Source organism: Actinomadura coerulea, assembly GCF_014208105.1.
Classification (GTDB): Bacteria; Actinomycetota; Actinomycetes; order Streptosporangiales; family Streptosporangiaceae; genus Spirillospora; species Spirillospora coerulea.
Window position 1 is genome coordinate 1 of record NZ_JACHMQ010000001.1, and the last position, 25,566, is coordinate 25,566.

At 73.2% G+C, this 25,566-nt stretch carries 20 protein-coding genes and 1 pseudogene; 11 read left to right on the plus strand and 10 right to left on the minus strand.

Annotation, left to right across the window (positions count from 1 at the left end; translation table 11 throughout):
* Positions 1-157: 157 nt before the first annotated feature.
* Positions 158-2,149 (minus strand): alpha-1,4-glucan--maltose-1-phosphate maltosyltransferase, encoded by a 1,992-nt coding sequence (locus BKA00_RS00005; RefSeq protein ID WP_221493463.1) that lies wholly within the window; start codon positions 2,147-2,149, stop codon positions 158-160.
* A gap of 382 nt (positions 2,150-2,531) precedes the next feature.
* Between BKA00_RS00005 and glgP the strand changes: the two genes are divergently transcribed.
* Positions 2,532-5,129 carry an alpha-glucan family phosphorylase gene (gene glgP, locus BKA00_RS00010; protein ID WP_185022965.1) on the plus strand — a complete coding sequence of 866 codons (2,598 nt, stop codon included), beginning with the start codon at positions 2,532-2,534 and terminating at the stop codon, positions 5,127-5,129.
* On the opposite strand, the gene BKA00_RS00015 is transcribed toward glgP, so the two are convergent.
* From BKA00_RS00015 to BKA00_RS00030, 4 genes are read right to left on the minus strand one after another with little or no spacing between them, the layout of a single operon-like run.
* Positions 5,126-5,701, minus strand: coding sequence for a hypothetical protein (locus BKA00_RS00015; RefSeq protein ID WP_185022966.1), 576 nt, complete (start codon positions 5,699-5,701; stop codon positions 5,126-5,128). The genes glgP and BKA00_RS00015 overlap by 4 nt on opposite strands.
* A complete protein-coding gene (locus tag BKA00_RS00020; protein WP_185022967.1) occupies positions 5,698-5,958 on the minus strand; it encodes a helix-turn-helix transcriptional regulator in 261 nt (86 codons plus the stop codon). Before BKA00_RS00020 ends, BKA00_RS00015 begins: the two co-directional genes overlap by 4 nt.
* A gap of 31 nt (positions 5,959-5,989) precedes the next feature.
* A complete protein-coding gene (locus BKA00_RS00025; RefSeq protein WP_221492959.1) occupies positions 5,990-6,844 on the minus strand; it encodes an ABC transporter permease in 855 nt (284 codons plus the stop codon).
* Entirely contained in the window at positions 6,841-7,707 is an 867-nt protein-coding gene (locus BKA00_RS00030; protein WP_185022968.1) for an ABC transporter ATP-binding protein, read from the minus strand. Before BKA00_RS00030 ends, BKA00_RS00025 begins: the two co-directional genes overlap by 4 nt.
* A 118-nt stretch (positions 7,708-7,825) precedes the next feature.
* On the opposite strand from BKA00_RS00030, the gene BKA00_RS00035 reads away from it, so the two are divergent.
* The gene (locus BKA00_RS00035; protein WP_230299138.1) at positions 7,826-8,995 is read left to right on the plus strand and encodes a sensor histidine kinase; all 1,170 of its coding nucleotides are present in this window, start codon (positions 7,826-7,828) and stop codon (positions 8,993-8,995) included.
* Between the two features lie 38 nt (positions 8,996-9,033).
* On the opposite strand, the gene BKA00_RS00040 is transcribed toward BKA00_RS00035, so the two are convergent.
* The 4 genes and pseudogenes from BKA00_RS00040 to BKA00_RS40210 form a co-directional block, all read right to left on the minus strand.
* The gene (locus BKA00_RS00040) at positions 9,034-9,816 is read right to left on the minus strand and encodes an ATP-binding cassette domain-containing protein (protein ID WP_185022970.1); all 783 of its coding nucleotides are present in this window, start codon (positions 9,814-9,816) and stop codon (positions 9,034-9,036) included.
* 157 nt (positions 9,817-9,973) lie between these two features.
* Positions 9,974-10,765 (minus strand): SWIM zinc finger family protein, encoded by a 792-nt coding sequence (locus BKA00_RS00045; protein WP_185022971.1) that lies wholly within the window; start codon positions 10,763-10,765, stop codon positions 9,974-9,976.
* Positions 10,765-13,746, minus strand: a complete 2,982-nt coding sequence (locus BKA00_RS39605) for an SNF2-related protein (protein WP_338072193.1) — start codon at positions 13,744-13,746, stop codon at positions 10,765-10,767. The genes BKA00_RS00045 and BKA00_RS39605 overlap by 1 nt, the downstream gene beginning before the upstream one ends.
* A pseudogene (locus tag BKA00_RS40210) lies at positions 13,732-15,159 on the minus strand (SNF2 helicase-associated domain-containing protein); the annotation flags it as partial. The pseudogene BKA00_RS40210 and the gene BKA00_RS39605, both read right to left, overlap by 15 nt.
* Positions 15,160-15,311: 152 nt before the next feature.
* Here BKA00_RS40210 and BKA00_RS00060 point away from each other — a divergent pair.
* Complete coding sequence (locus BKA00_RS00060) at positions 15,312-16,094, plus strand: enoyl-CoA hydratase/isomerase family protein (RefSeq protein WP_185022972.1); 783 nt, start codon at positions 15,312-15,314, stop codon at positions 16,092-16,094.
* Positions 16,095-16,096: 2 nt separating this feature from the next.
* Here the strand turns inward: BKA00_RS00060 and BKA00_RS00065 are convergent, their stop codons facing one another.
* Positions 16,097-16,468, minus strand: a complete 372-nt coding sequence (locus BKA00_RS00065; RefSeq protein WP_221492960.1) for a winged helix-turn-helix transcriptional regulator — start codon at positions 16,466-16,468, stop codon at positions 16,097-16,099.
* 82 nt (positions 16,469-16,550) lie between these two features.
* On the opposite strand from BKA00_RS00065, the gene BKA00_RS00070 reads away from it, so the two are divergent.
* The 8 genes from BKA00_RS00070 (at position 16,551) to BKA00_RS00105 (ending at position 25,540) form a co-directional block, all read left to right on the plus strand.
* Positions 16,551-17,216 carry an NADPH-dependent F420 reductase gene (locus BKA00_RS00070; protein ID WP_185022973.1) on the plus strand — a complete coding sequence of 222 codons (666 nt, stop codon included), beginning with the start codon at positions 16,551-16,553 and terminating at the stop codon, positions 17,214-17,216.
* 67 nt (positions 17,217-17,283) lie between these two features.
* Positions 17,284-18,051: an SDR family NAD(P)-dependent oxidoreductase gene (locus BKA00_RS00075; RefSeq protein WP_185022974.1), complete on the plus strand. Its 768-nt coding sequence runs from the start codon at positions 17,284-17,286 to the stop codon at positions 18,049-18,051.
* Positions 18,052-18,224: 173 nt separating this feature from the next.
* Positions 18,225-19,172 carry an acyl-ACP desaturase gene (locus BKA00_RS00080; RefSeq protein ID WP_185022975.1) on the plus strand — a complete coding sequence of 316 codons (948 nt, stop codon included), beginning with the start codon at positions 18,225-18,227 and terminating at the stop codon, positions 19,170-19,172.
* 100 nt (positions 19,173-19,272) lie between these two features.
* Positions 19,273-20,085 carry a serine/threonine-protein kinase gene (locus BKA00_RS00085; RefSeq protein ID WP_185022976.1) on the plus strand — a complete coding sequence of 271 codons (813 nt, stop codon included), beginning with the start codon at positions 19,273-19,275 and terminating at the stop codon, positions 20,083-20,085.
* A gap of 48 nt (positions 20,086-20,133) precedes the next feature.
* Positions 20,134-22,101, plus strand: coding sequence for a serine/threonine-protein kinase (locus tag BKA00_RS39615; RefSeq protein ID WP_185022977.1), 1,968 nt, complete (start codon positions 20,134-20,136; stop codon positions 22,099-22,101).
* Between the two features lie 61 nt (positions 22,102-22,162).
* On the plus strand, positions 22,163-23,512 hold the full coding sequence (locus BKA00_RS00095) for a hypothetical protein (protein WP_185022978.1): 1,350 nt from the start codon (positions 22,163-22,165) through the stop codon (positions 23,510-23,512).
* Between the two features lie 275 nt (positions 23,513-23,787).
* Positions 23,788-24,567, plus strand: a complete 780-nt coding sequence (locus BKA00_RS00100; protein WP_185022979.1) for an electron transfer flavoprotein subunit beta/FixA family protein — start codon at positions 23,788-23,790, stop codon at positions 24,565-24,567.
* A gap of 22 nt (positions 24,568-24,589) precedes the next feature.
* On the plus strand, positions 24,590-25,540 hold the full coding sequence (locus BKA00_RS00105) for an electron transfer flavoprotein subunit alpha/FixB family protein (protein WP_185022980.1): 951 nt from the start codon (positions 24,590-24,592) through the stop codon (positions 25,538-25,540).
* Positions 25,541-25,566: the final 26 nt, after the last annotated feature.

Genomic DNA, 25,566 nt, shown 5'->3' on the forward strand with positions numbered 1-25,566 from the left:
GGGTCACGTGGGGTTTCCGGGTCGAACGCGTCCGGGACGGGTTCCGACGGCGTCGGGATGGCGTCCGAAGGAATCTCGGTGAAGGGATCGTCCCGGGGCACCGCGCCAGGGGGCGCCTCCGGCGGGACGGCCGGGGACTGGGGCTCGTTGGGTCCGCTCAACTCTCGCTGCTCCCGAACGTCAGGACGTGTGCGGGTCGGACTTGGGGATCGAGGTAGACGTAGTTCGATCCGCGCCATGTGTAGGTGGTGCCGTCGAGTTGGTCGGTGACGGTGTGGGGTTGGTCGGGGTCGTCGGGGAGGCCGAGGGCGGGGAGGTCGAGGTGGATGGTGGCTTCGCGGGGTTGGTGGGGGTTGAGGTTGACGATGGTCAGGACGGTGTCGTCGAGGTGGCGTTTGGAGAAGGCGAGGAGTTCGGGTTGGTCGATGTGGTGGAAGTGCAGGTTGCGGAGTTGTTGGAGGGCGGGGTGGGTGTTGCGGAGTGTGTTGAGGGTGGTGATGAGGGGGGCGATGGTGGTTTCGGTGCGGTCGGCGGTTTCCCAGTCGCGGGGGCGGTACTGGTATTTCTCGGAGTCGCGGTATTCCTCGCTGCCGGGGCGTACGGGGGTGTTCTCGCAGAGTTCGTAGCCGGAGTAGATGCCCCAGGTGGGTGAGAGGAGGGCGGCGAGTACGGCGCGGATCTCGAAGGCGGGGCGGCCGCCGTGCTGGAGGTATTCGTTGAGGATGTCGGGGGTGTTGGTGAAGAGGTTGGGGCGCATGTAGGCGGCGGCGGGGCCGGTGAGTTCGCGCATGTACTCGGTGAGTTCTTCGGCGCTGTTGCGCCAGGTGAAGTAGGTGTAGGACTGGTGGAATCCGATTTTGGCGAGGGTGTGCATCATGGCGGGGCGGGTGAAGGCCTCGGCCAGGAAGAGGACGTCGGGGTCGGTGGTGTGGATGTCGGCCAGGAGCCGTTCCCAGAAGGCGACGGGTTTGGTGTGGGGGTTGTCGACTCTGAAGATGCGGACGCCGTGGTTGGTCCAGTGGTGGATGAGGTCTTTGACGGCGGTGTAGAGGCCGTCGGGGTCGTTGTCGAAGTTGAGGGGGTAGATGTCCTGGTATTTCTTGGGCGGGTTCTCGGCGTGGGCGATGGTGCCGTCGGCGCGGGTGGTGAACCATTCGGGGTGGTCGTGGACCCAGGGGTGGTCGGGGGAGCATTGCAGGGCCAGGTCGAGGGCGATTTCCAGGCCGCAGTCGCCGGCGTGGGCGACGAAGGCGTCGAAGTCGTCGAGGGTGCCCAGGTCGGGGTGGACGGCGTCGTGGCCGCCGTCGGGTGATCCGATGGCCCAGGGGGAGCCGGGGTCGTAGGGGCCGGCGTCCAGGGTGTTGTTGGGGCCTTTGCGGTGGCTGGTGCCGATGGGGTGGATGGGTGGGAGGTAGACGACGTCGAAGCCCATGTCGGCGATCGCGGGGAGGCGTTTCATCGCGGTGCGCAGGGTGCCCGAGGTCGGCCCGCGCCGTCCCAGGGGGTCGAAGGCGGCGCCTTCGGAGCGGGGGAAGAACTCGTACCAGGCCCCGTACAGGGCCCGCTGCCGGTGCACCACCAGCGGGTACCAGTCGCTGACCGTCAGCAGATCCCGCAACGGGTGGCGTTCCAGGACGTCCCCGACGTCGGGGTCGGCCACGGCCTCCATCCGGTCGGCGACCGGCACGGTCTCGTCACCGAGGCGCTTGGCCAGCCGATCCAGGGTCGGGCGGTCCTTGCTCGGGACGGCCTCCGCCGCGCGCGCGAACAGCCGCGCCCCCTCGGTGAGCATGAGCTCGACGTCCTGATCGCGCGGGATCTTGATCTCGGCGTCGTGGCGCCAGTGCGCGATCGGGTCCCCCCAGGCCTCCACCCGGAACGACCACGACCCCATCTCCGTCGGCGTCACCAGTGCCGACCACCGGTCCAGCCCCGCCCCGACCTCGCTCATCCGCCGCGGCGCCAGCTCCTCGCCCTCCGGCGTCCGCAGCACCACCGCCGCGCCCAGCCGCTCGTGCCCCTCCCGGAACACCGTCGCCGACACCTCGACGGTCTCACCCACCACCGCCTTCGCCGGCCACCGCCCGCACCCGACGACCGGCTCGACGTTGACGATTGGAATGCGACCAAGCCTCGGAATGCCGGGCATGCTGGACGTTCCGGACTCGACGTGCATGTGCCACCCCTACCCTCTCGAGAGATCCAAAACGTCCATGCCCCGAACCCGGCGACTACTGCCGAGTAGTTCGGGATGATTTTCCGCGTTCGCCCGATGACCGCCGGTGGCGTGCGGCCCGCCTCCTGGCCGGCCCCGGCCGCGCCGCGCCGGTCTGGGGAGGGTCGAGTTTGGGCAAACGGTCTGCCGCGGCGCCGGAGCCCGCCCAGGTGACGACCGGCCGCGCCGGGACGTGAGCCCTTGCGGGGAAGGGGTTCCGGGGATTCGTGCCGCCGACGGGCCGTTCGGTCCGCGAGGTGACGGTGTGGTCCCCCGCGTCGCGCCCATGCCCCCGAAGCGCATAGCGTGACGTTGCGTGAAGGCAATCCGACGTTTCACGGTACGCACCGTCCTTCCCGAGCCCCTCAGGCAGCTCGAGGAGCTGGTCCTCAACCTGCGCTGGTCGTGGCACCACGAGACGCTCGACCTCTTCCGCGACGTGGACCCGGCGCTCTGGAAGGCCGTCCACCACGATCCGGTCAGGCTCCTCGGCGAGGTCGCCCCCGAGCGGCTCGCGCGGCTGGCGGAGGACCGGCGCTTCCTGCGCCGCCTCCAGGACACCGCCGAGGACCTGCGCGAGTATCTGACGGCGCCGCGCTGGTACCAGTCCCGCCCGGGGGACTCCCCGGTGAGCATCGCCTACTTCTCACCCGAGTACGGGATCACCGCCGCGCTGCCGCAGTACTCCGGGGGCCTCGGCATCCTCGCGGGCGACCACCTGAAGACGGCGAGCGACCTCGGCGTGCCCATCCTCGGGGTCGGACTCCTCTACCGGCACGGCTACTTCTCCCAGTCCCTGTCGCCGGACGGCTGGCAGCTGGAGCGCTACCCCCCGATCGACCCCAACGGGCTGCCCCTCACCCTCCTGCGCGAGCGGGACGGGACGCCCGTCCGCGTCGTCATCGGCCTGCCCAAGGGCGGCGGGCTGCACGCGCAGGTGTGGATCGCCCGGGTCGGCCGCGTCCCGCAGCTGCTCCTCGACTCCGACGTCGAGGAGAACGACCAGGCGGCCAGGGACGTCACCGACCGGCTGTACGGGGGCGGCGGCGACCACCGCCTCCTCCAGGAGATGCTGCTCGGCATCGGCGGCGTGCGGGCCATCCGCGCGTACTGCCGCATCACCGGGCATCCGGCGCCGGAGGTGTTCCACACCAACGAGGGCCACGCCGGGTTCCTCGGCCTGGAGCGCATCCGCGAGCTGGCCAAGGAGGAGGCCCTGACCTTCGACGAGGCGCTGGAGGCGGTCCGGGCGGGCACGGTGTTCACCACCCACACGCCCGTCCCCGCCGGCATCGACCGGTTCCCCCGCGAACTGATCGCCCGCTACTTCGGCGGCGCGAACGAGGAGGAGCAGGTCCCCGTCGACCGGATCCTCGCGCTCGGCGCCGAGGACTACCCCGGCGGCGACCGCACCGTGTTCAACATGGCCGTGATGGGGATGCGGCTGGCGCAGCGCGTGAACGGCGTCAGCCGGCTGCACGGCGAGGTCAGCCGGGAGATGTTCGGCGGGCTGTGGGGCGGGTTCGACACCGCCGAGGTCCCCATCGGGTCGATCACCAACGGCGTGCACGCCGGGACCTGGGTCGCGCGCGAGGTGCTGGAGTTCACCGCCCGGGAGCTGCCGTCGGTGATGGAGTCCGGCCGCGGCTGGGAGGCGGTGCGCGACGTCCCCGAGCCGGAGGTCTGGCGGATGCGCAACCTGCTGCGCCGCCGCCTCGTGATGGACGCGCGCCGCCGGCTGCGCGAGTCGTGGCGCCAGCGCGGCGCCAGCGAGGCCGAGACCTCGTGGATCGACGACGCCCTCGACCCCGACGTCCTGACGATCGGGTTCGCGCGGCGCGTCCCGTCCTACAAGCGGCTCACGCTGATGATGAGCGACCCGGACCGGCTCCGCGCGATCCTGCTCGACCCGGAGCGGCCCGTGCAGATCGTCATCGCCGGGAAGGCGCATCCGGCCGACGAGGGCGGCAAGCGGCTCATCCAGGAGATCGTCCGGTTCACCGGGTCCGAGGACGTCCGGCACCGGATCGTGTTCCTGCCCGACTACGACATGGCGCTCGGGCAGCTCATGGTGCAGGGCTGCGACGTGTGGATGAACAATCCGCTCCGCCCGCTGGAGGCGTGCGGCACGTCCGGGATGAAGGCCGCGCTGAACGGCGGGCTGAACCTGTCGATCCGCGACGGCTGGTGGGACGAGTGGTACGACGGCCAGAACGGCTGGGCGATCCCCTCCGCCGACGGCCTCGCCGGCCCCGACCGGCGGGACGAGCTGGAGGCCGCCGCCCTGTACGAGCTGATCGAGGACCACGTCTCCGTCACGTTCTACGACCGCGACTCGGCCGGGATGCCGCGCCGCTGGCTGGAGATGGTCAAGCACACCATCGCCACCGTCGGCCCGAAGGTGCTCGCGTCCCGGATGCTGCGCGACTACGTCGACGACCTGTACACCCCGGCCGCCGTGTCGGAGCGCTCCATGGTCGCCGACAAGTTCGCCGGCGCCCGCGAGCTGGCGGCCTGGAAGCGGCAGGTCCGCTCGGCGTGGCCGCGGGTCGCCGTCGAGCACGTCGAGTCCACCGGGGAGGAGAGCCCCCAGGTCGGCGCGCGGCTGACGGTCCGCGTCGTGGTGGACCTCGACGGGCTCGCCCCCGAGGACGTCGCCGTCGAGGTCGCCTACGGGCGAGTGGACGACGCCGACGCGCTCGTCGACCCGTCCTACCTGGAGCTGGAGGACGGCGGCCCGGCGGAGAACGGGCGGCGCCGCTACACCGGCGAGGTGCCGCTCGGGCGCAGCGGCGCGTTCGGCTACAGCGTGCGGGTGGTGCCGAGCCATCCCCTGCTGTCCGGACGGGCCGAGATGGGCCTCGTCGCGCTGCCGCCCGCGCCGCAGGGCATGACCAACGGCGACCTGCGCTAGCCGTCCTCCCCCTCGTCGTCGGCGGGCGGCGGATCGGGCGTCTGCCAGGCCGCGACGACGAGGGGGAGCAGCGCGTGCGTCGCCAGCAGCGCGAACAGGATCAGGAAGAGCGCGGCGCCGGGGATCTGCGACTCGCGCCCCTCCCGGTCGGCGATCATCGTCACCACCAGCACCGCGAACATCACGACCGTGGTGGCCTGGTGCGACGTCGCGAACGCGCGGAGCCGTGCCGCGAGCTGCCGCTCGTCCAGCTCCCGCTCCCGCCGGGAGGTCAGCCCCCGGGTCACCGCGATCAGCTGTCCGGCCAGCGGTATCCCGGCGACCACCAGGACGCCGAGGATCACGAAGTTGACGATCATCGCGGTGTCGCTCGGGGCCAGCATCCAGGAGACGGCGGCGTCCACCCAGAACAGGCCCAGCATGGCCGCGCCCGCGCCCGCCAGCGCCCGGCGGGTGCGGCGGCGCGCGTAGCGGGCGGGCAGCCGCCGCTCCAGCTCCTCGTCGAGGGCGGCGAGACGGTCCGCGCGCCTGCGCCGGGACCGCTCCAGCCATCCGGCGTTGCGGTTCGTCATGACGTGCCTCCGATCCTCGGGAACGGTTTGAGGGAGAAGACGACCTCGACCGGCACCTCGAAGTACTCGGCGATGCGCAGGGCGAGGTGCAGGCTCGGGCTGTATTCGCCCCGTTCCAGGTAACCGACCGTCTGGTAGTGCACCCCCAGCGCGGTGGCGAGGTCGCGGCGCGAGACGCCGCGCTCCGCCCTCAGCACCGGGATCCGGTTGTAGACGGTCTCCTTCTCGGCGGACACGGGGCCAGTCTTGCGGGTCACGGCCCGTTCCCCCGCATCGGAGCGGCCCGCATCAGAAGGCGCCCTGGGCGGCGCGGCGCTCCTGCCGCTCGGCCAGGCGTGCGCCGGACTCGCGGCGGGCCGCGCGCAGCAGCAGGACCGGGGCCAGCAGCAGGCCCGCGACGGCCCAGGCCCCGAGGACGGCGGCGGTCTCGGCGAGGCGCCAGCTCCCGCCGATCTCGGCCACCGCCATCGAGTCGGGCAGGAACACCGACCGCAGCCCGAGCCCCTGCCAGTAGAGGGGGAACATCTGCGCGACCCACTGGACGCCCTCGGGGAGGCGTCCCAGCGGGAACATCACCCCGGAGACGAGCGTGAGGGCCATCAGCGGCAGCGACAGGATGCTCGCGGCGTTGCGCGGCCCGGGCAGCAGCGCGCCGATCGCCGCGCCGATCGGGACGACGGCCAGGGTGCCGAGCGCCAGCACCCAGGCCAGGGTCAGCCAGTCGCCCGCCGCCGGCGGCAGGCCGAGTCCGGCGAACACCGCGCCCGCGGCCAGCATGAGCAGCACGTGGCCGGCGATCTGGAGCAGCACCGAGACGGCGCGCGCGACCAGGTAGGCGCGGGTGCCGCCGGGCACCGTCCGCAGCCGCAGCAGGGCTCCCTCCTCCCGGTCCGCGGCGATGCCCATCGGCAGGTTCATCAGGCCCGCCGAGAACAGGGAGAACGCCACGAAACCGGCCGTCATCAGCACTGCCTGCGACTGGCCCGTGCCCTCCACGAGGGTGTCGCCCTGCCAGCGCACCAGCAGCACATAGACCCCCACCGTCCCGACCAGCCCGGAGGCCAGCTCCCTGCGGCTGCGCAGGTAGTGCACGTGTTCCGCCCAGCCGCGGCGGATCCCGATCGTCAGCGCGCGGGTGTTCACGCCGCCCTCCCCTCGGCGGCCGCCCCGGCGACCAGGTCCAGGTAGCTCTGCTCCAGCGTCGGGCGGCGGACCTCCAGGCCCGGCACCGGCCCGCCGAACCGCCGGTGCAGCTCGTAGGCAAGCCCGGACGGGTCGGACGTGCGCTCGGCCCGCGGTGCGCCGTCCTCCGTCCAGCGGACCTCCGACGCCGCCCGCACGACCGACGCCAGCCCGGACGGGGTGCCGCAGACCTGGACCGCCCCGCCGACGAGGATCGCGATGCGGTCGGCCAGCCGCTCGGCCTCGGCGAGGTCGTGCGTCGTGAGCAGGACCGTCATGCCCTCGTCGCGTGCCAGCCGCTCGACCAGCCCGTGGAACTCCCGCCGCGCCTCGGGGTCGAAGCCGCTGGTCGGCTCGTCCAGGAACAGCAGCTCGGGACGGCCCACGATGCCGAGCGCGACGTCCAGCCGCCGCCGCTGGCCGCCCGACAACCGCCCGACCGCCTGACCGGCCTGCCCCGCGAGGCCCATGACCTCCAGCAGCTCGTCGACGTCGCGGGGGTCGTCGTAGTACGCGGCGATGTGTGCGAGAAGCTGCCGGACGCCCCAGCGCGGGTGGTCCTGCCAGTTCTGCAGGACGACGCCGAGCCGCGCCCGCCACCGGTCCCCGCCCTTGCCGGGGTCGGCGCCGAGCACCGCGACCTCCCCGGACGAGCGAGGCCGGAACCCTTCGAGGATCTCGATGGTCGTCGTCTTGCCCGCGCCGTTGGGCCCGAGCAGCGCCACCACCTCGCCCGCCTGCACGTCGAGATCCACGCCGCGCAGCACCTCCGCGCGGCCGTAGCGCATCCGCACGTCTCGCGCGCGGACCACCGGCTCGCCCATGCGCACCCCCTCTGTACCGGCTCTTGAACGGACCGCCGTAGCCCTGCATCCGTTGATAGTAGAAGTACTACATACCGTATCGGACGTGCAAGCGAGCCGAAGCTGGCAGGATGGACATGTGCGACTTGCTAACCGGGGCGGGCGGCCGGTCCCGTGGCTGCCGACCGGCCGCGCCGCGGACGCCGCACTGGCCGGCGGGGCGTTCGCCGTCCTGGCCGCGATCGCCCTCGTGTCGGTCCACACGGGCCCGCCCTCGCGCATTCCCTTCTACAGCTGGGCCCTGCTGGCGGTCGCCTGCGGGGCGCTGTACTTCCGCCGGAGCCGTCCCGTGGCGGTCGCCGCCGTCACGCTCGCCGCCTGCGCCGTCTACTACCCGGTCACCGAGCCGGACGGCCCGGCCCTGCTCACGTTCGTCGTCGCCCTCTACACGGCGGCGGCCGAGGGCCACCTCACCGCGGCCGTCGCTCTCGCGGGGATCGCCGTGGCCGGGACCGTGGCCGGCGACCGCCGCGACGACGTCAACCACCTCGCCGACGCGGCCGGCTTCCTGCTCGTCGGCTGGTTCGTCGCGGTCGTCGCCATCGGCGGCGTCGTCCGCAACCGCCGCGCCTACCTGCGCGAGGCGCAGGAGCGCGCCCGCGTCGCCGAGCGCGGCCGCGAGGCCGAGGCCCGCCGCCGCGCCATCGAGGAGCGGCTGCGCATCGCCCGCGAGCTGCACGACGTCCTCGGCCACAACATCTCGCTCATCAACGTGCAGGCCACCGCCGCGCTGCACGGCCTGCGCCGCGAGCCGCAGCGCGCCGAGGACGCCCTCACCGCGATCAAGCAGGCCAGCAAGGACGTGCTGCGGGAGATGCGCGCCACGCTCGGCGTCCTGCGGCAGGTCGACGAGGCCGCCCCGGTCGCGCCCGCCCCCGGCCTCGGCCGGCTGGACGAGCTGACCCGGGGCCTCGCGGCGGCCGGTCTGAAGATCAGCACCGAGGTGGAGGGGGAGCCGCGCCCGCTGCCCGCCGAGGCCGACCTCGCCGCGTACCGGATCGTCCAGGAGGCGCTCACCAACGTCACCCGGCACTCCGGCGCGACCTCCGCCGTCGTCCGCGTCGGCTACGGCGCCGACGGCGTGGTCGTCAGCGTGCAGGACGACGGGACGCCCCGGTCCGGCGCGCCGTCGTCCGGCGGCAGCGGCATCCGCGGGATGCGGGAGCGCGCCGAGGCGCTCGGCGGCGACCTCGACGCCGGGCCCGGCCCGGACGGCGGCTTCACCGTCCGCGCCCGCCTGCCGCTCTAGCCTGGGTTTCCAAGGCCCGGCCCACTTCGACGCAGGCCCTAGCCCGCCTCCCGGCCCCGGGACCCGAGCGGCCCCGGAACCTGAGCGGCCGCGGGACCCGGCGCGCCGGGCGCGGCCGCCTGCGACCAGAACCGGGCGGCGCCCGGACCGCCGGACGAGGCGGGCCTGCGGATCGGGATCATGCCGGTCCCGCCGCGCGGCGCCACGGGCCGCGCCCGGTCGACGACCACGACGCCGTCGGCGCGGCGGGCCTCGGCCGCGTCCCGCGTGGCCAGCAGGACCGCCGTGCCGGACGCGGCGATCCGGCGCAGCGCCGCCCAGATCAGATGGACCGTTCCACTGTCGAGGCCGGACGTGGGCTCGTCCAGAAAGAGCACGTCCGAGCGCCCCAGCAGCGCCAGCGACAGGTCGAGCCGCCGCCGCTCACCGGCCGTCAGCCGCTCGAACCGCACCCCGGCGGACGCCTCCAGCCCGGTCAGCGCGAGCGCCTCGTCCGCCGCCAGCGGGTCCAGCGTCCAGCGGCGCCAGGCCGTGACGATCTCGGAGACGGTGAGGCCGGGGAACAGCCCGCCGTCCCGCCACACCGTGCCGATCCGCAGCCCCTCCCGCGCCGCGTACGGGTCGGTGCCCCGGACGCGCACCGCGCCGCCGCAGGGGCGGCGAAGGCCTGCCAGCGCCTCCAGCAGCAGGGTCTTGCCCGACCCCGCGTGGCCGAGCAGCGCGTAGACCTCGCCCTCCGGCACCCCGAACGAGAAGCCCCCGACCGTCCGGGCGCCGCAGCGGACGCGCAGCCCACGCGCCTCCACGACGATTCCGCTCATCCCTCGTCGCTCCCCCCATGAGGCGGGTCCGCCCTCGCGCGGCGCCCGCATGGCAGGAGGCTACGGAGCGACCTCTCCACCAGGCGGCCGAGGCGCGCCGGCGTTCGCATTCCGTAAGATCATCCGCGGCCCGGAGCGCGCCCGCCCCGGACCCGGTTCAGTCCTCGTCCTGCCCGGCGAGCGCCTCGTAGACGGGGGCCAGCACGTCCGTCAGCGCCCGCCGCCGGACGCGGACCGGCGGGGGAGCGGCGACCTGGAGCACGAACCCCGGCGGGACGGGCGGCGCCGGCGGGCGCTCGCGCAGCCGGGCCAGCCCGGACGGCGGCGTCCAGAACCCCTCGGCGGTGAGCGGCTCGTCGCGCATCTCCAGCGGGTCGGGCTCGGTCGCGCTCGCGCGCCGCAGCGCGCCGAGCAGCTGGTCGCGGCGCCGGCCGTTCCACTGGAGGATGAGGAACGGGTCGTCGTCGAACGCCTCGGCGAGCAGGTACAGGACGGCGGCGGCGTGCTTGCACGGGTCGCCCCAGTCGGGGCAGTCGCACATCAGGTGCAGGTCGGACGCCGAGTCCGGGAAGAGCGCGAGCCCCAGCTCGGCGAACACCCACTCGATCTCCGGCGGCATCTCACCGGCCAGCAGCCGGGCCCGGAACAGCGCGCGGGACGCCAGCTCCGCCTCCACCGCGCGCCAGCCGTCCTCGTCGATGGCCTCGATGCCGAGCGCCACCTCGTACGGCTCCGGCGCCGACCCCCGCACCTTCGCGGTGACCTCGTACGCCTCCACCCGCAGGTCGAACACGTTGCCCTTGCGGGCGTAGGCGCGGCCCCGCTGGAGGCGCCCGGCGTCGGCGAACGACTCCACCAGGTCGATGAAGCGCCGCGACCACCACCGCGCCCCGATCGAGCCCCGCCTGGTCCGCGCCCTGATGCCCTCGTCGGCCGGCCGCTCGTCCATCAGTCGCTCACCGCCTCCGGCGACAGCCGCAGGACGTCGCGCAGCTCGGCGACCGACAGCTCGGTCAGCCAGTCCTCCCCGGTGCCGACGATCGAGTCGGCCAGGGCCTTCTTGCGTTCGATCATCTCGTCGACGCGCTCCTCCATCGTCCCGACGCAGACGAACTTGCGGACCTGGACGTCGCGGGTCTGCCCGATGCGGAACGCCCGGTCGGTGGCCTGGTCCTCCACGGCCGGGTTCCACCAGCGGTCCACGTGCACGACGTGGTTGGCGGCGGTCAGCGTCAGGCCCGTCCCGGCGGCCTTGAGGGACAGCAGGAAGATGGAGGGCTCGGCGTCCTCCTGGAACCGCTGGACGAGGTCGTCGCGCCCCTGCTTGGACGTCCCGCCGTGCAGCCACAGCACCGGCCGTTCGAGCCGCGCCGCCAGGTAGGGCTGGAGCATCGACCCGAACTCGGCGTACTGGGTGAAGACGAGCGCCTTCTCGCCCTGCTCCAGGACCTCGGCGCAGATCTCCTCCAGCCGTTCGAGCTTGCCCGACCGGCCGGGCAGGCGCGAGCCGTCCTTCAGCAGCTGCGCCGGATGGTTGCAGACCTGCTTGAGCTTGGCCATCGTCGCCAGCACCAGCCCGCGCCGCTTGGCCTCCTCCGCCTCGGCGATCTGCTGGAGCATGTCGTCCACGGTCGCCCGGTAGAGCGACGCCTGCTCGGTCGTCAGGTTGCAGTAGACCTTGATCTCCTGCTTCTCCGGCAGGTCCGAGATGATCGACCTGTCGGTCTTGAGGCGGCGCAGGACGAACGGCTGCGTCGCCCGCCTGAGCGCCAGCGCCGCCTGCTCGTCGCCCTCCCGCTCGATCGGGATCGCGAACCGCCGCCGGAACGCACTGCGCGGCCCGAGCAGCCCCGGGTTGGCGAACTCCATGATCGACCACAGCTCGGTCAGGTGGTTCTCGACGGGCGTGCCGGTGAGCGCGATCCGGCTCCGCGCCGGGATGCTCCGCACCGCCCGCGCCTGCCGCGTCCCGCTGTTCTTGAGCGCCTGCGCCTCGTCGCAGATGACCCGCTCCCACTCGATCGGCGCGAGCATCTCCGCGTCCCGCGCCGCCGTCCCGTAGGTGGTGAGCACCAGATCCGCCGCCGCCACCGCCGCCGCGAGCTCCTCGCCCCGGCGCCGCCCCGTCCCGTGGTGCACGTACACCCGCAGCTTGGGCGTGAACCGAGCCGCCTCCCGCTGCCAGTTCCCCACCAGCGACATCGGCCCTATGAGGAGGGTGGGACCAGGACGCTCGCCGTCGGCTCGCTCGGACGCCAGTAGCGCCAGGGACTGCGCCGTGTTGTGGCACAGCATCCCCTCGGCGACGTAGTTGTGGTGATCGGCGACCTCGAAGTCGTACACGAAGCCTTCGTAGTCGAACTCCTCGACCGAGGTGATTCTCGTGTAGAAGACCTCGCGGGCGGCCCGCTCATCGAGCCGGTCGCGAATTCGCTGGAGTTCGACGCTGTCGAGGCGCTCGTACGCGGCCAGTGTCTGCGCCGTCCATTTGCATCCCCTGCGGAGCCGGTACTCTGCCTCAGCGTCCCCGGACAGGATGTGGTCAAGCCTTCCTACGGCTTCTCTCGCGCTCTCTCTGGAGAACTCCTGGGTTCCGTAGAAGTAGACGGTGTTGGTGCTGAGATGCCGCATGGGCAGCCCCGTGGCCTTTCGAGCCTGTCGGAGAAGATCATTGCCAGGCACGCCCTCGACATTGGTGTTAGAGGGTTCGGCGCAGATCTCGTCCACTCGGGCCTGTTTTTCGGCGTCGGCGATTCCGATGAGGCGCTGGAATCGCCGAAGACTCGCCCCGCCGATGAGACCGATCTGGTACGGGCGTTTGATGCCCGTACCGTTCGTGGCGCACTTCCATGCGGTGGAGATGCGCAGCCAGACGCCGAACCTGCGCAGCAGCGCACTGAGCTGCCGCATGATCCAGACGGACGCGGAACTGATCTCGACGAGGCGCCTCGACGTGTCGACCGACGATTCGGCCGCGAAGAAGTGGCGGAGGAAGAGGCGGACGGTCGCCTCGTCGGCCGTCATGACGCATTCAGGGATCCGCTTGTGAGCCGAATGGCCGCCCCAGCGATATCCGTGTTCCTCCAGTAGTTCCCGGTAGGGTTTTCCGCTGAATCTCAGGAAGGGGACCTTGGTGCCGCTCGCCGGTATGACCCTCGCATCGTTCAACGCGAGGCCGAACCTGTCTGCCACACGCTTCAGGCGAACCTGAAGGTCTTCGAGCGTGCGCACGTTCTTCTGAGTGATGACCACGGTGGTCCACCGGCCCTCGCTCCCCTCGGCTATCTGCCACGCGAGGAGGACGGTCAGGTCCGGGTCCAGGGCGTCGCCCCCGTGCCGCAGCTTCGCCGGAACGCAGACGCGCATCCCCGGGCAGAGGTCGTTCGTCCAGTCGTCGAGGCCCAGGAGGCGGTGCCGACGGGTCACGATGAGCTCGCTGCCGTCGTCCAGCCGAACTTTCCGCACCTTCTCGGTGATGTGCTGGCGGTAGAGGCGGGTCACCGTGGCCGGAACGATCCGCCCGTCCTTGGCGATCGAGTTGACGGTCAACTCCCGCACCGGTATCGACCATTCGCCTTCGTCATCGGGTTCCAGCGTGGAGGCGAAGCGCGCCCAGACGTCCTTCGCTTTTGTCAGGGCGCCGTTCACGAAGACGAACTCGTCTTTGCCTATGCACTTGCCAAGCCCCATCGAGTCGGCGAGGACGCCGCCGAGCCCGAGGTCGCCGAGGAACTTCAGCCAGGCGAGGCCGCGCTCCTGGAACGGACGCAGCGTGCCGTTGAATCCTGCGGGGGTGCGCATGGGGGTGAGGCGGCGGTCGGCCTCGCCGGAGAGGAGGTCGCCGAGGGGGCCGGTGGCGTCCACCCCGGTGAGGGGGAGGTCGCCGTCGCCGGCGTGCACGATCGCGCGGATCGCCTCGGCGGCGGTCATGCGGCCGCGGCGCGGGTGGCGCAGGAAGTCGAGGGCCGCCTCCAGCTGGTGCTCGTCCAGCTCCACCCACTGGCCGCGCAGGCGGACGAGGGGGGTCTTCAGCCGGGCCAGCTCCTCCAGCTGGGCCTCGTCGATGGTCTCGTCGCCGATGGCGAGGTCCCAGCGGAAGTCGACCATCGACTTCAGGTCGAAGCCCGAGGGCGCCGCCGACCCCGCGGAGGCCTCCGGGTCCTCGTTGCGGGTGGTGAGCCTCATGCCGAGCTTCGCCTTGCCCGCCCACTGGGGGAGCAGGACGCCGAAGCCCGCGGCGGCGAGCATGGGGGCCGCCTGGCGGAGGAAGCGGAACGCGCCCGCCGTGTCGAGGAGGAGCTCGTGCGGTGCCGGGCCGTCCAGGGCGGGGGCCAGGTCGGGGAACAGGCGCAGGGCGCGGCCGAGACCCGCGAGGAGGGTCTCCTCGGCCTGCGGGATCGAGGTGGCCTCGCCGTCCCAGACCAGCGCGGCGGGGACGTAGAGGCTCGGGTCGTCGGTGCCCTGGAGGGCGAACTCGACCCGCCAGGAGTCGCCGTCGCGGGGCTCCGCGTCCTCCTCGAACTCCTCGGCGCCCGGTTCGGCGAGGCGGAAGCAGACGCGCAGCGGGCCGGACGGGCGGCGCGCGGCGGCGGCCCACGCGTCCAGCTCGGCGATCAGGTCGTCGGGGTCGTCGCGGGGTTCGCGGGCGACCTCGGGGGAGGGGCCGGTCAGCGCCATCACCCAGCGTTCGGCGAGCGGCAGCCGGTCGGGCTCCTTGCGCCGCGACACCAGCAGCGGATGCGGCACCGTGCCCCGCACGGCCGTGTCGACCAGGGCCGACAGCGCCTCGCGCAGGACCTCGGCGGCAGGGCGCCCGCCGTCCGCCGCGCGGCAGGCGGCGGGCATGGCGCGGGCCAGCGCGCGGAACCGCGCCGGGTCGTCGACCACCGGGCGCCAGCGGGCGACGAGGTCGCCGTCCTCGCGCAGCAGGGCGGGCATGACCTGGCCGCGCCCGGCGAGGTGCACCGCCTCCTCCGCGAGCAGGCACAGGAAGCGCAGGTCGCTGCCCGCGGCGACGTCGGCGCTCTGCTCGGCCGACTGGAGCAGCGCCATCGCGGGGAACGGAGCGAGGACCAGCGCCGGGACCCGCCACGGGCGCAGTTCGGGCTCGTGGCGCACCGGCTCGGGGCCGAGCTCGGCCGACGGCAGCGGGTGGTCGCCCGCGGTGGGCAGGGACATCGCCAGCTCGACGCGGAACGCGGCGCGCAGCAGCGGCTCGTAGGACGTGCCGGTGAAGTCGCAGGTCGCGAAGGGGTGGACGTCCGGGGAGGGCTCGTACGGGCCGGTGCGTTCGGCCCACAGGCAGAGCGCACCGCCATGCCAGGTGGCGTGGGCGACGAGCATGGTCCCCGAAGCTACCAGCAGCCTCGGACAGCACCGTGCCCCCGCTTCCTGACGGCCGCCGCCGCCGGACGGGGGCGCCCGGGGGCGGGGGTGCGGCGGGCCCCTGGCTAGGCTCGGATCGTCCGCCACCGAGGTGCACTGGGAGGGTCGCCGTGGGCGAGTTCGTACGGGTCGAGGTCGAGGACGGGGTCGCGACGATCAGGCTGGACCGTCCGAAGATGAACGCCCTGAACGCCCAGATGCAGCGGGAGCTGATCGACGCGGCCCGGCAGGTCACGCAGGACGAGGCGGTCGGCGCGGTCGTGCTGTACGGGGGCGAGCGGGTCTTCGCGGCGGGCGCGGACATCAAGGAGATGGCCCCGATGTCGTACGCGGAGATGTCGGCGGGGCACTCGCGGCTGCTGCAGGACTTCGCCAAGGCGCTCGCCGCGATCCCCAAGCCGGTCATCGCCGCGATCGCCGGGTACGCGCTCGGCGGCGGGCTGGAGGTGGCGCTGACCGCCGACTTCCGCGTCGCGGGCGAGGGCGCGAAGGTGGGCCAGCCGGAGATCCAGCTCGGCATCATCCCCGGCGCGGGCGGCACGCAGCGGCTGGCCCGGCTGGTCGGGCCGTCGAAGGCCAAGGACCTGATCTTCTCGGGACGGCACGTCGCGGCGGACGAGGCCCTCGCGATCGGCCTGGTGGACCGGGTCGTCGCCGACGACGCCGTCTACACCGCCGCCCGGGAGTGGGCGGCGACGTTCGTGGGCGGTCCCGCGATCGCGCTGCGCGCCGCCAAGCAGGCCATCGACCGGGGGCTCGAGGCCGACCTCGACACCGGCCTGGAGATCGAGCGGACGCAGTTCGCGGCCCTGTTCGCCACCGACGACCAGGCGGCGGGGATGAAGAGCTTCATGGAGGAGGGCCCCGGAAAGGCCACGTTCACCGGGCGCTGAGCTCACCGCTCGCCGGGCGCGCGGTCCCGCGTGTCGAGCACCTCGTCGGCGTAGCGCTCGGTCCAGCGGCCGAGGGCGGCGAGGGGTTCGAGCATCCCCCGCCCCGGCGGGGTCAGCTCGTACTCGACGCGCGGGGGCGCCTCGGCGTAGCGGCGGCGGACGACCAGGCCGTCGCGTTCGAGGCGGCGGAGCGTCTCGGTCAGCACCTTGTGGCTGATGCCGCCGATCCGCTCCCGCAGTTCGCCGGGACGCAGGGGGCCGTGCTGGAGCGACCAGAGGACGACGCCCGTCCACGTGCCCGAGAGCACGTCGAGGCCGAGCCGTGTCTGGCAGTCGGCGATGTACTCGTACTCGTCCATGGGTTCGCCCGCCATCCTGCCCCTTCCGATACGCACCGGATGGTGCGGAACGGACCGCCTAACGTCCCGGTCGACGGTAAACGAACGGGAGGACGTCATGCGGATCGGAGTGCTCGGCGCGGGCGCCATGGCGGACGCGCTCGCCACGCAGTGGGCGCGCAGGGGACATCAGGTGCGGATCGGGGCGCGGACCCCCGCGAAGGCGGTCGCGCTGGCCGGGCGGATCGGGCACGGCGCGTCGGGCGGCACGCTGCGGGAGGCGGCGGAGTCCGGCGACGCGGTGCTCCTCGCCGTCTGGCACGAGGGCGTCCAGGACGTCCTGCGCGAGGCGGGGCCGCTGGAGGGGCGCGTGCTGATCGACTGCACCAACCCGATGGAGCCGCCGTTCGAGCGGCTCAGGACGGCGGGCGGCCCGTCCGCGGCGCGGCGGATCGCTGACGCCAGCGGCGCGCGGGTCGTCAAGGCCTTCAACACCTGCCACGAGAGCGTGTGGCGGATGACGCCCCCGGCGTTCGCGGGGCGTCCGCTCGGTGTCCCGCTGTGCGGGGACGACGAGGAGGCGCTCGCCGTGGTGCGCGGCCTGGTGCGCGACCTCGGCTGCGTGCCGATGGACGGGGGCAGCCTGGAGAGGGCCGGGCTCCTTGAGGCCGCGACCGCGTTCCTGGTGGGGCTGTGGGTGGCGGGTGAGGATCCGTCGGCGATGCTGCCGCCCCCCGAGTACGCTGGGGGCGACCCGGTGCGCACCTCGGAACTCGCGGGCTGAAACGTTATTTGTGTTTTTTGGGCGTGCTGTGGGGGTGCGCGAAGAACCGCCGATAGCATCTGCCGCCATGCGACATGCGTACCGGACCGCGCTCGTGACGGGGGCGTCCAGCGGTATCGGCGAGAGCTTCGCCCGCCTCCTGGCCGGCCGCGGCACCGACCTGGTGATCGTGGCCCGCCGGAGCGAGCGGCTGGACGGGCTGGCCCGCGAGATCGTCGAACGGTACCGGGTGGCCGTGGAGGTCATGGCCGCCGACCTCACCGATCCCGCGCAGCGGGCGGAGGTCGAGGGGCGGCTGCGCTCCGAGCCGGTCGAGCTGCTGGTCAACAACGCCGGATACGGCGCTTTTGGAGCGTTCGCGGAGCTGCCGCTGGACGACCACCTGGCGCAGATCGAGCTCAACGTGGCCGCGCTCGTGCGGCTCACCCACGCCGCCCTCCCCGGGATGGTCGCGCGCGGCCGGGGCGGGGTGCTGAACGTCGCGTCGATGGCGGGGTTCGCGCCCTCGCCCGGCAGCGCGACCTACGGGGCGACGAAGGCGTATGTGGCGTCGTTCTCCGAGAGCCTGCACTCGGAGGTCTCGGGCAAGGGCGTCCACGTGACGGCGCTGTGCCCCGGGTTCACCCGCACCGACGACGACGTCCCGGCCAACCTCCTCTGGCTGCGGCGCGAGGACGTGGCGCGGGCGGGGCTGGAGGCGGTGTCGACCGGACGCGCGCTGTGCGTTCCCGGCATGCAGTACAAGGCGGCGCTCCCGGCGCTGCGCCTCGTCCCGCGGCCGCTGCTCAGGGCGGCCGTGAGCCGCATGTGGCAACAGGCCGCCGATACGCGGTGACGAGGCGTCACGCCGTTTTCGCGCGGATCTACAAAAGTTCCCGCGCCTCGCTTGTCGCGGTGCTGACTTGACGGGGCTCGGGCTGACTCGCGACGATCGAACCTACGCTTGAGTAGGTTGTGAACGGCCTGCTGGGCGCCCGCAAAGACGACCCCGTCCAGCGAAGGAACCACATGTCCGTGACCCCCGAAGAGAAGTCCCAGACCGGCCTCATGCTCGACCTTGAGCCGGTGGTCGAGCAGGAGCTGAACCGGCACCTGTCGATGGCCAAGGAATGGTTCCCGCACCAGTACGTCCCGTGGAGCGAGGGCCGCGACTTCGACGGGCCGCTGGACGGCGAGCCGTGGTCCATCGAGCAGTCCAAGGTGACCCCCGAGGCGCGCGACTCGCTGATCGTGAACCTCCTCACCGAGGACAACCTGCCCGGCTACCACCGCGCCATCGCCACCGTCTTCGGCCGCGAAGGCGCCTGGGGCACGTGGGTGAACCGCTGGACCGCCGAGGAGAACCGGCACGGCATCGCCCTGCGCGACTACCTCACGGTGTCCCGCGCGGTCGACCCGGTCGCGCTGGAGCGCGCCCGCATGCACCACATGGAGGCCGGCTACGAGGCCGACCACGGCGACTCGTTCCTGCACGGGACGGCGTACGTGTCGTTCCAGGAGCTCGCGACCCGCGTGTCGCACCGCAACACCGGCAAGGCGTCCGGCGACCCCGTCTGCGAGCAGATGATGACGCGCATCGCCGCCGACGAGAACCTCCACATGATCTTCTACCGGAACCTGATGGGCGCCGCGCTGGAGGCCGCCCCGAACGAGACGATGCGGGCGATCACCGACGTCGTGACGACGTTCCAGATGCCCGGCCACAGCATCGACGGCTTCCTGCGCAAGTCGGTCGTCATCGCCAACGCCGGCATCTACGACCTGCGGCTCCACCACGACGACGTGCTCGTCCCGGTGCTGCGCAAGTGGGGCGTCTTCGACCGCACCGACCTGACGGGCGACGGTGAGAAGGCCCGCGAGGAGCTCTGCGAGTTCCTGGAGCAGCTCGACGCCGCCGCCACCAAGTTCGAGACCCGCCGCGAGGAGCGCCGAGCCCGCCAGGCCGCGCGGCGCTGACGCGTCCGCCCGGGGGCGGTTCCCCGGAACCCCGGTGACCTGAACCGGACGCGCGCGGACGCCGGGAACCCGGAGGGCGTTTCCTGGCGTCAAAGGGTGCATGGGGACGCACAGGAGACTGGGCGGGTACCGGTTGCTGGACGAGATCGGCCGGGGGAGCACGGCGGTGGTCTACCTGGCCATGGACGCCGGCGGCCGGGAGGTCGCGGTCAAGGAGCTCGTTCCGGAGCTCGCGGGGGAGCCGGAGGCGATCAGCCGGCTGGCGCGGGAGATGCGGGCGCAGGCGCTGGTGCGCAGCGCCCACGTGGCCCGGCTGCTGGACGGCGCCGTCTCGGCGCGGCGGCCGCACGTGGTCATGCAGTACGTGCCGGGGTGCCCGCTGAACGACCTCGTCACGGCGTACGGGCCGCTGCGCGGCGACCGGCTCGTCCGGTTCGCGCGGCGGCTGGCGCTGGCGATCGGGGACGTCCACGACGCGGGCGTGCTGCACCGGGACGTGTCGCCCGGCAACGTCATCGTCCTGGGCGACCGCCCGACGCTGATCGACTTCGGTATCGCGCACGAGTCCGGCGCGGAGCAGATCACCAGGCGCGGCATGGTCGTGGGGACGCCCGCCTACCTGGCGCCCGAGCTGATCGAGGGGGAGCGCGCCACCACCGCGTCGGACGTGTTCTCGTGGGCGTCGACCGTGGCCTACGCGGCGACGGGCCGCCCGCCGTTCGGGCGCGGGTCGCTGCACGGGGTGTGCTTCAGGATCCTGCGCGGCCAGGCCGACGTCGGCGGCGTTCCGGAGCCGCTGGCGGGGCTGCTGCGGGCGGCGTTCCGCCGCGACCCCGCGGAGCGTCCCGGCGCGCGCTGGTTCGCCGGGGCGCTGGCATCCGCCGCCGGGGGCCACGGGGTGGTGGCGGCCTGATGGCTGGATCTCCCCGGCAGGATGGGCAAGGGTAAGGTTTCGGAAACGATGAGGGGAGCCGTCACGTCCGGGGACCGAATCGGCCACTACAGCGTCCAGCGAACCCTGGGGGAAGGGGGCATGGGCGTCGTCTACCTCGGCGCCGACCCCGAGGGGCGCAACGTGGCCATCAAGGTGCTGCGGCCCGCGGTCGCCGGGGACGCCACGGCGCGCCGCCGGCTGGCCCGCGAGGTCGACTCGATGCGCAGGGTGCACAGCCCGCACGTCGCGGAGATCCTCGACGCCGACGTGACCGCCGACCAGCCCTACATCGTGACCCAGTACGTGCCCGGCCGGACGCTGGAGGAGATCGTCGAGGAGTCCGGCCCGATCTACGGGCCGGCGCTGCAGCGGCTCGGCGTGGGGCTGGCGTCGGCGCTGTCGGCGATCCACGGCGCCAGGATCGTGCACCGCGACATGAAGCCCGGCAACGTGATGCTCGTGGACGGCGAGCCGGTCGTGATCGACTTCGGTATCGCGCAGGCCGCCGACGCGACCCGGCTGACCGCCACCGGCATGGTCATCGGCACCCCCGGCTACCTCGCTCCGGAGATCATCGAGGGTGAGGACGCGGGCCCGCCGTCCGACGTGCACGCCTGGGGCGGGACGGTCGCCTACGCCGCGACCGGCCGCCCGCCCTTCGGCTCCGGCACCTTCGAATCGATCTTCTACAAGATCATGCAGAGCACGCCGGACCTGGACGGCGTGCCCGAGGCGATGCTGCCCGTGCTGCGGTCGGCGATGGCGCGGCATCCGGCCGAGCGCCCGACGGCGGTCAACCTGGTGCAGCTCACGCGCCGCATCCATCTCGAAGCCACCATCACCGACCAGACGCGGATCGACCGGCACTACCCGGCGGCCGGTGCCGCGGGTGCCGCCGGTGCGGCCGGTGCCGCCGCCGGGCCGGGGCCCGAGGAGACGGCGGCCGACCACTCCCGGCAGTTCTCCATGCCGGTGCCGTCGCCGCAGGACCCGCCGTCCTCGTCCCCTTCGCCCGGGACGTCGTCGCCGTCACCGGGGATGCCGGTTCCGGCGCCCGCTCCCGTCCCGTCGCCCGCGCCGGTCCCGGCGCAGCCGAAGGACTTCGTGGGCCAGCTGCCGCCCGCGGCGCCGCCGCCCGTCCCGCCGCCCGGGCCCGCGCCGTTCAAGGCGGGGGAGCAGTACGGGCAGCGCGGCTACGGGCCGCCCGCCCCCTACGACCAGGGCCCCTACCAGGGCGGGTATCCGCCGCAGCAGTACGGGCCCCCGCCGAACCAGCCGCCGCAGGGCGCGCTCCAGCGCGGCCCGTACGAGCCGGAGGCGCGGCAGCGGCCCGACCAGGCCCGTGCCGACCGGGCCGACGGGTCCGAGCGCGACAGGGAGCGGCGCAAGCCCTACGGCTGGTACCGGGTGCTCAGCTTCATCGTCCTGGTGGCGCTGCTCGGGTTCGCCAACATCGCGCCGCTGCTCGCCCTCGGCGTCACCGTCGCCGGCGTGTTCGTCCTCCGGGCGGGCGACAAGGCGGCCAAGGGCATGGAGGGCCGGCAGACGCGGCGGGGCCCGCGCTCGGGCGACGCCGTCGCGGCCGCGTTCCGGACGCCGCTGCACCTGCCCGGCGCCCTGATGTCGACCGTGCTGTGGACGTCGCTCAGCGGACTCGCGGGAATGATCCTGCTCGGTGTGCTGATCTTCGCCGACCCGGCGATGAACGCGTCCAGGGCCATCGCCTACGCGGCGATGGCGGTGGTCGGGCTGCTGTGCCTCGCGCCGGGCAGCGGCGCGCCCCGCCGCCAGCTGGCCCGCGTCTGGGGGGCGGTGCTGCCGCGCGCCGAGGCGGCGCTCGTCGGCGCGCTCATCCTCGGGATCTTCGCCGCGGTGCTGGTCGGGCTGTCGCAGCGGCAGCCGCCCGACACCACGCCGGTGGACGGGATGAGCCAGGATCTGGAGAGCCTGCGCGCCGACGTCCACGACCTCGTGGCGAGCATCCCCGGCATGTGACGCGCGGCGCCTCCGCCGACGGGGCGCGGCGCCTCTCCGGTCGATAGGGTGGCGACCCATTATGAGCGGTGAGACGAGCCACCAGGCGCACATCGGTCCGTACAGGCTGCTGTCCAGGCTGGGCGGCGGAACCGGCGACGTCCACCGCGCCGCGGGCCCCGACGGCCGCGACGTGGCGATCCGGCTCCTGCCGCCGGGCGCCGCCCCCGACGTCCCCCGGATGCGCGAGGTGCTCAGCCCCTACGTGGCGGACGTCCTGGACGGCGAGGCCGCCGGCCCGCGCCCCTACGTGGTCTTCCGGTTCGTCCCCGGGCGTCCGCTCGCCGAGACGGTCGCCGGGCGGGGGCCGATGTCGGGGGACGCGCTGCGCCGCATGGCCTTCGGGCTGGCCAAGGCCCTCGCCGCCATCCACCGGACCGGCCTCGCGCACGGCGGGCTCGGGCCGGAGACGGTCCTGGTCGTCGACGACGCGCCGGTCGTCGTCGACTTCGCGCTGACCGCGGGCGCCGACGCGGGGGACGACGTCCGCGCGTGGGCGGCCACGGTGGCGTTCGCCGCGACCGGCCGTCCGGACGCGCCCGCCGAGGCGCTGCCCGCCGATCTGCGCCCGCTGGTGGCGGCCGCCTCGCGTCCGGATCCGGGCGCCCGCCCGTCGGCGGACGAGCTGGCGGAGGCGGCGTCCCGCCTGGAGCTTCCGGCCGCCGCCGCGGCTCCCGCCGCACGTCCCGCCGCCGATGCGCTCGCGCCGCAGGCCCCGGCGGGCGGCCCGGCAGGGCCCCCCGTCGCGGCGGATGAGCCGGAGGCGCACGAGTCCGAGGCGTACGGGTCCCCGGCGCACGAGTCCGAGGCGTACGGGTCGGCGGCGCATGATATGGCGGTGACGCAGGGCTGGGCACGGCTGCTCGCGGCCATGGTCGTGGTGGCCGGCGTCGGCGTCGTGATCATGCTGCCGATCGCGGGGCTCGTCCTGACGCTGGCCGCGGTGACGCTGCTGCGGGTGGCGGGCACGACGGCGCGCGGCTGGGCGGGGGCGGTCGGGCGGACGCTGCTGACCGTCCCCTACGCGGCGGTGTTCACGGTCGCCGTCCCGCTCGGGCTCGCCGCGGTGTCGGCGGTCGGCGGGAAGCTGGACTCGCTCACCGCATGCGCGTTCGGCGCCGGAGCGGGGGCCGCCGTGCTGTGGACGGCGCCGGGCGTCAGCGCTCCGCGGCGCCAGCTGGAGCGGATGTTCCTGCCGGTGGCGCGGCGGCCGCGCGCGGTCGCCGCCGCGGTCGTCGGCCTGGGAGTGCTGTGCCTGCTCGTCGGCGTCGGCGCGATGACGCTGACGCCGAGCTTCTCCCCGACCTACGGTCTGCAGCGGACGCTGGAGGGCTCGATGGACCGCCTTCAGCACGCCGTCAACGGGGTGTGAGGCATGATGCCCGTCACGTCCGGTTCGGGACGCCTCATGCTCCGCAAACCCGCCGTACACGTGGGTAAGGTCTCACGAACTGGGATTTGCCAGTAGGCTACCGACGAGTAACATTAGGGTGCACGGCCGAACCGGGGACCCGGCTCCGAAGCACGTTCGGGTGTTTGGCAGGCTGTGACTGCGAAAGCGCATGTCCGCGTCGACCCGCCATGGGCGGCGCCCCTCTGCCGCTTACCTCAGCGGCCAACTGAGTGCAGGGAGGTCGGCCACCGGCCATGAACATCGTCGTCCTGGTGAAGCAGGTTCCCGATACGGAGAGCCCGCGCAAGCTGAAGTCCGATGACAGCACGCTCGACCGCGCCGCGGCGGACGGAGTCATCAACGAACTCTGCGAATACGCCATCGAAGAGGCGCTGCGCATCAAGGAGGCCCACGGCGGCGAGGTGACCGTCCTCACCATGGGTCCCGGCAAGGCCACCGACTCCATCCGCAAGGCGCTGGCCATGGGCGCCGACAAGGCCGTCCACCTCCTCGACGACGGCCTCGCGGGCTCCGACGCGCTGCAGACCTCGTACGCGCTGGAGCAGGCGCTCGGCCGCACCGGGTTCGACCTGGTCGTCCTCGGCGCGGAGTCCACCGACGCGCGCACCGGCATGATCGCCGCGATGCTCGCCGAGCGCCTCGGCGTCCCGCAGCTCTCGCTCGCCAACAAGGTCGAGATCGACGGGACGTCCATCAAGGTGCAGCGGCAGACCGACTACGGGTTCGACCGGGTCGAGGCCAGCCTGCCCGCGGTCGTGTCCGTGGTGGAGAAGATCAACGAGCCGCGCTACCCCTCGTTCAAGGGGATCATGGCGGCCAAGAAGAAGCCGGTCGAGACGCTCGGCCTCGGCGACGCCGGCATCGACGCGTCGAGGGTCGGCCTGGCGAACGCCGCGACCGAGGTGGTCGACTTCGCCGAGGCGCCGCCGCGCGCGAAGGGCGAGATCGTCACCGACGAGGGCGACGGCGGTGCGAAGATCGCCGAGTTCCTCGCGTCGAAGAAGTTCGTCTGACCGAGGAAGGGGATTAGCAACCATGGCCGAGATTCTCGTCCTCGTCGACCACGTCGACGGTGAGGTCAAGAAGGTCACGCTCGAACTGCTGACGCTGGCGAACCGGCTCGGCGAGGCCGCAGCCGTATGGGTCGGCCCGGGCTACGAGAACGCCAAGGACAGGCTCGCCGAGTACGGCGCCGGCAAGGTCTACGTGGCCGCCGACGAGGAGCTGGCCTCCTACGTCGTCGCCCCGAAGGCCGCGCTGCTGGCCCAGCTCGTGAGCGAGAAGTCCCCGGGCGCGGTGCTGCTGGCCGCGACCGGCGAGGGCAAGGAGATCGCGGGCCGGCTCGCCGTCAAGACCGGCTCCGGCGTGCTCACCGATGTCGTGGACGTCGCCGACGGCTTCGTCGGCGAGCACTCCATCTTCGGCGGCGCGATCATCGCGCACGCCAAGGTGCGGACGGGCACGCCGATCATCGCGGTGCGGCCGAACTCCGTCGCCCCCGAGGCGTCCCCGGCCACCCCGGCCGAGGAGCAGGTGTCGGTCACGCTCTCGGACGCCGACAAGGGCGCCCGGATCGTGGAGAAGGTCGTCCAGGAGAAGGGCGAGCGCCCGGACCTGACCGAGGCCGCGATCGTGGTCTCCGGCGGCCGCGGCGTCGGCGGCGCCGAGAACTTCAAGATCATTGAAGGGCTGGCCGACTCGCTCGGCGCGGCCGTCGGCGCCTCCCGCGCCGCGACCGACGCCGGCTGGTACCCGCACTCGTTCCAGGTCGGCCAGACCGGCAAGACGGTGTCGCCGCAGCTGTACATCGCGGTCGGCATCTCCGGCGCCATCCAGCACCGGGCCGGCATGCAGACCTCGAAGACCATCGTCGCGGTCAACAAGGACCCCGAGGCGCCGATCTTCGAGCTCGTCGACTTCGGCGTGGTGGGCGACCTGTTCCAGGTCGCGCCGCAGCTCACCGAGGAGATCAGCAAGCGCAAGTGATCTCACGCGGACGGCCCGGCGACGCT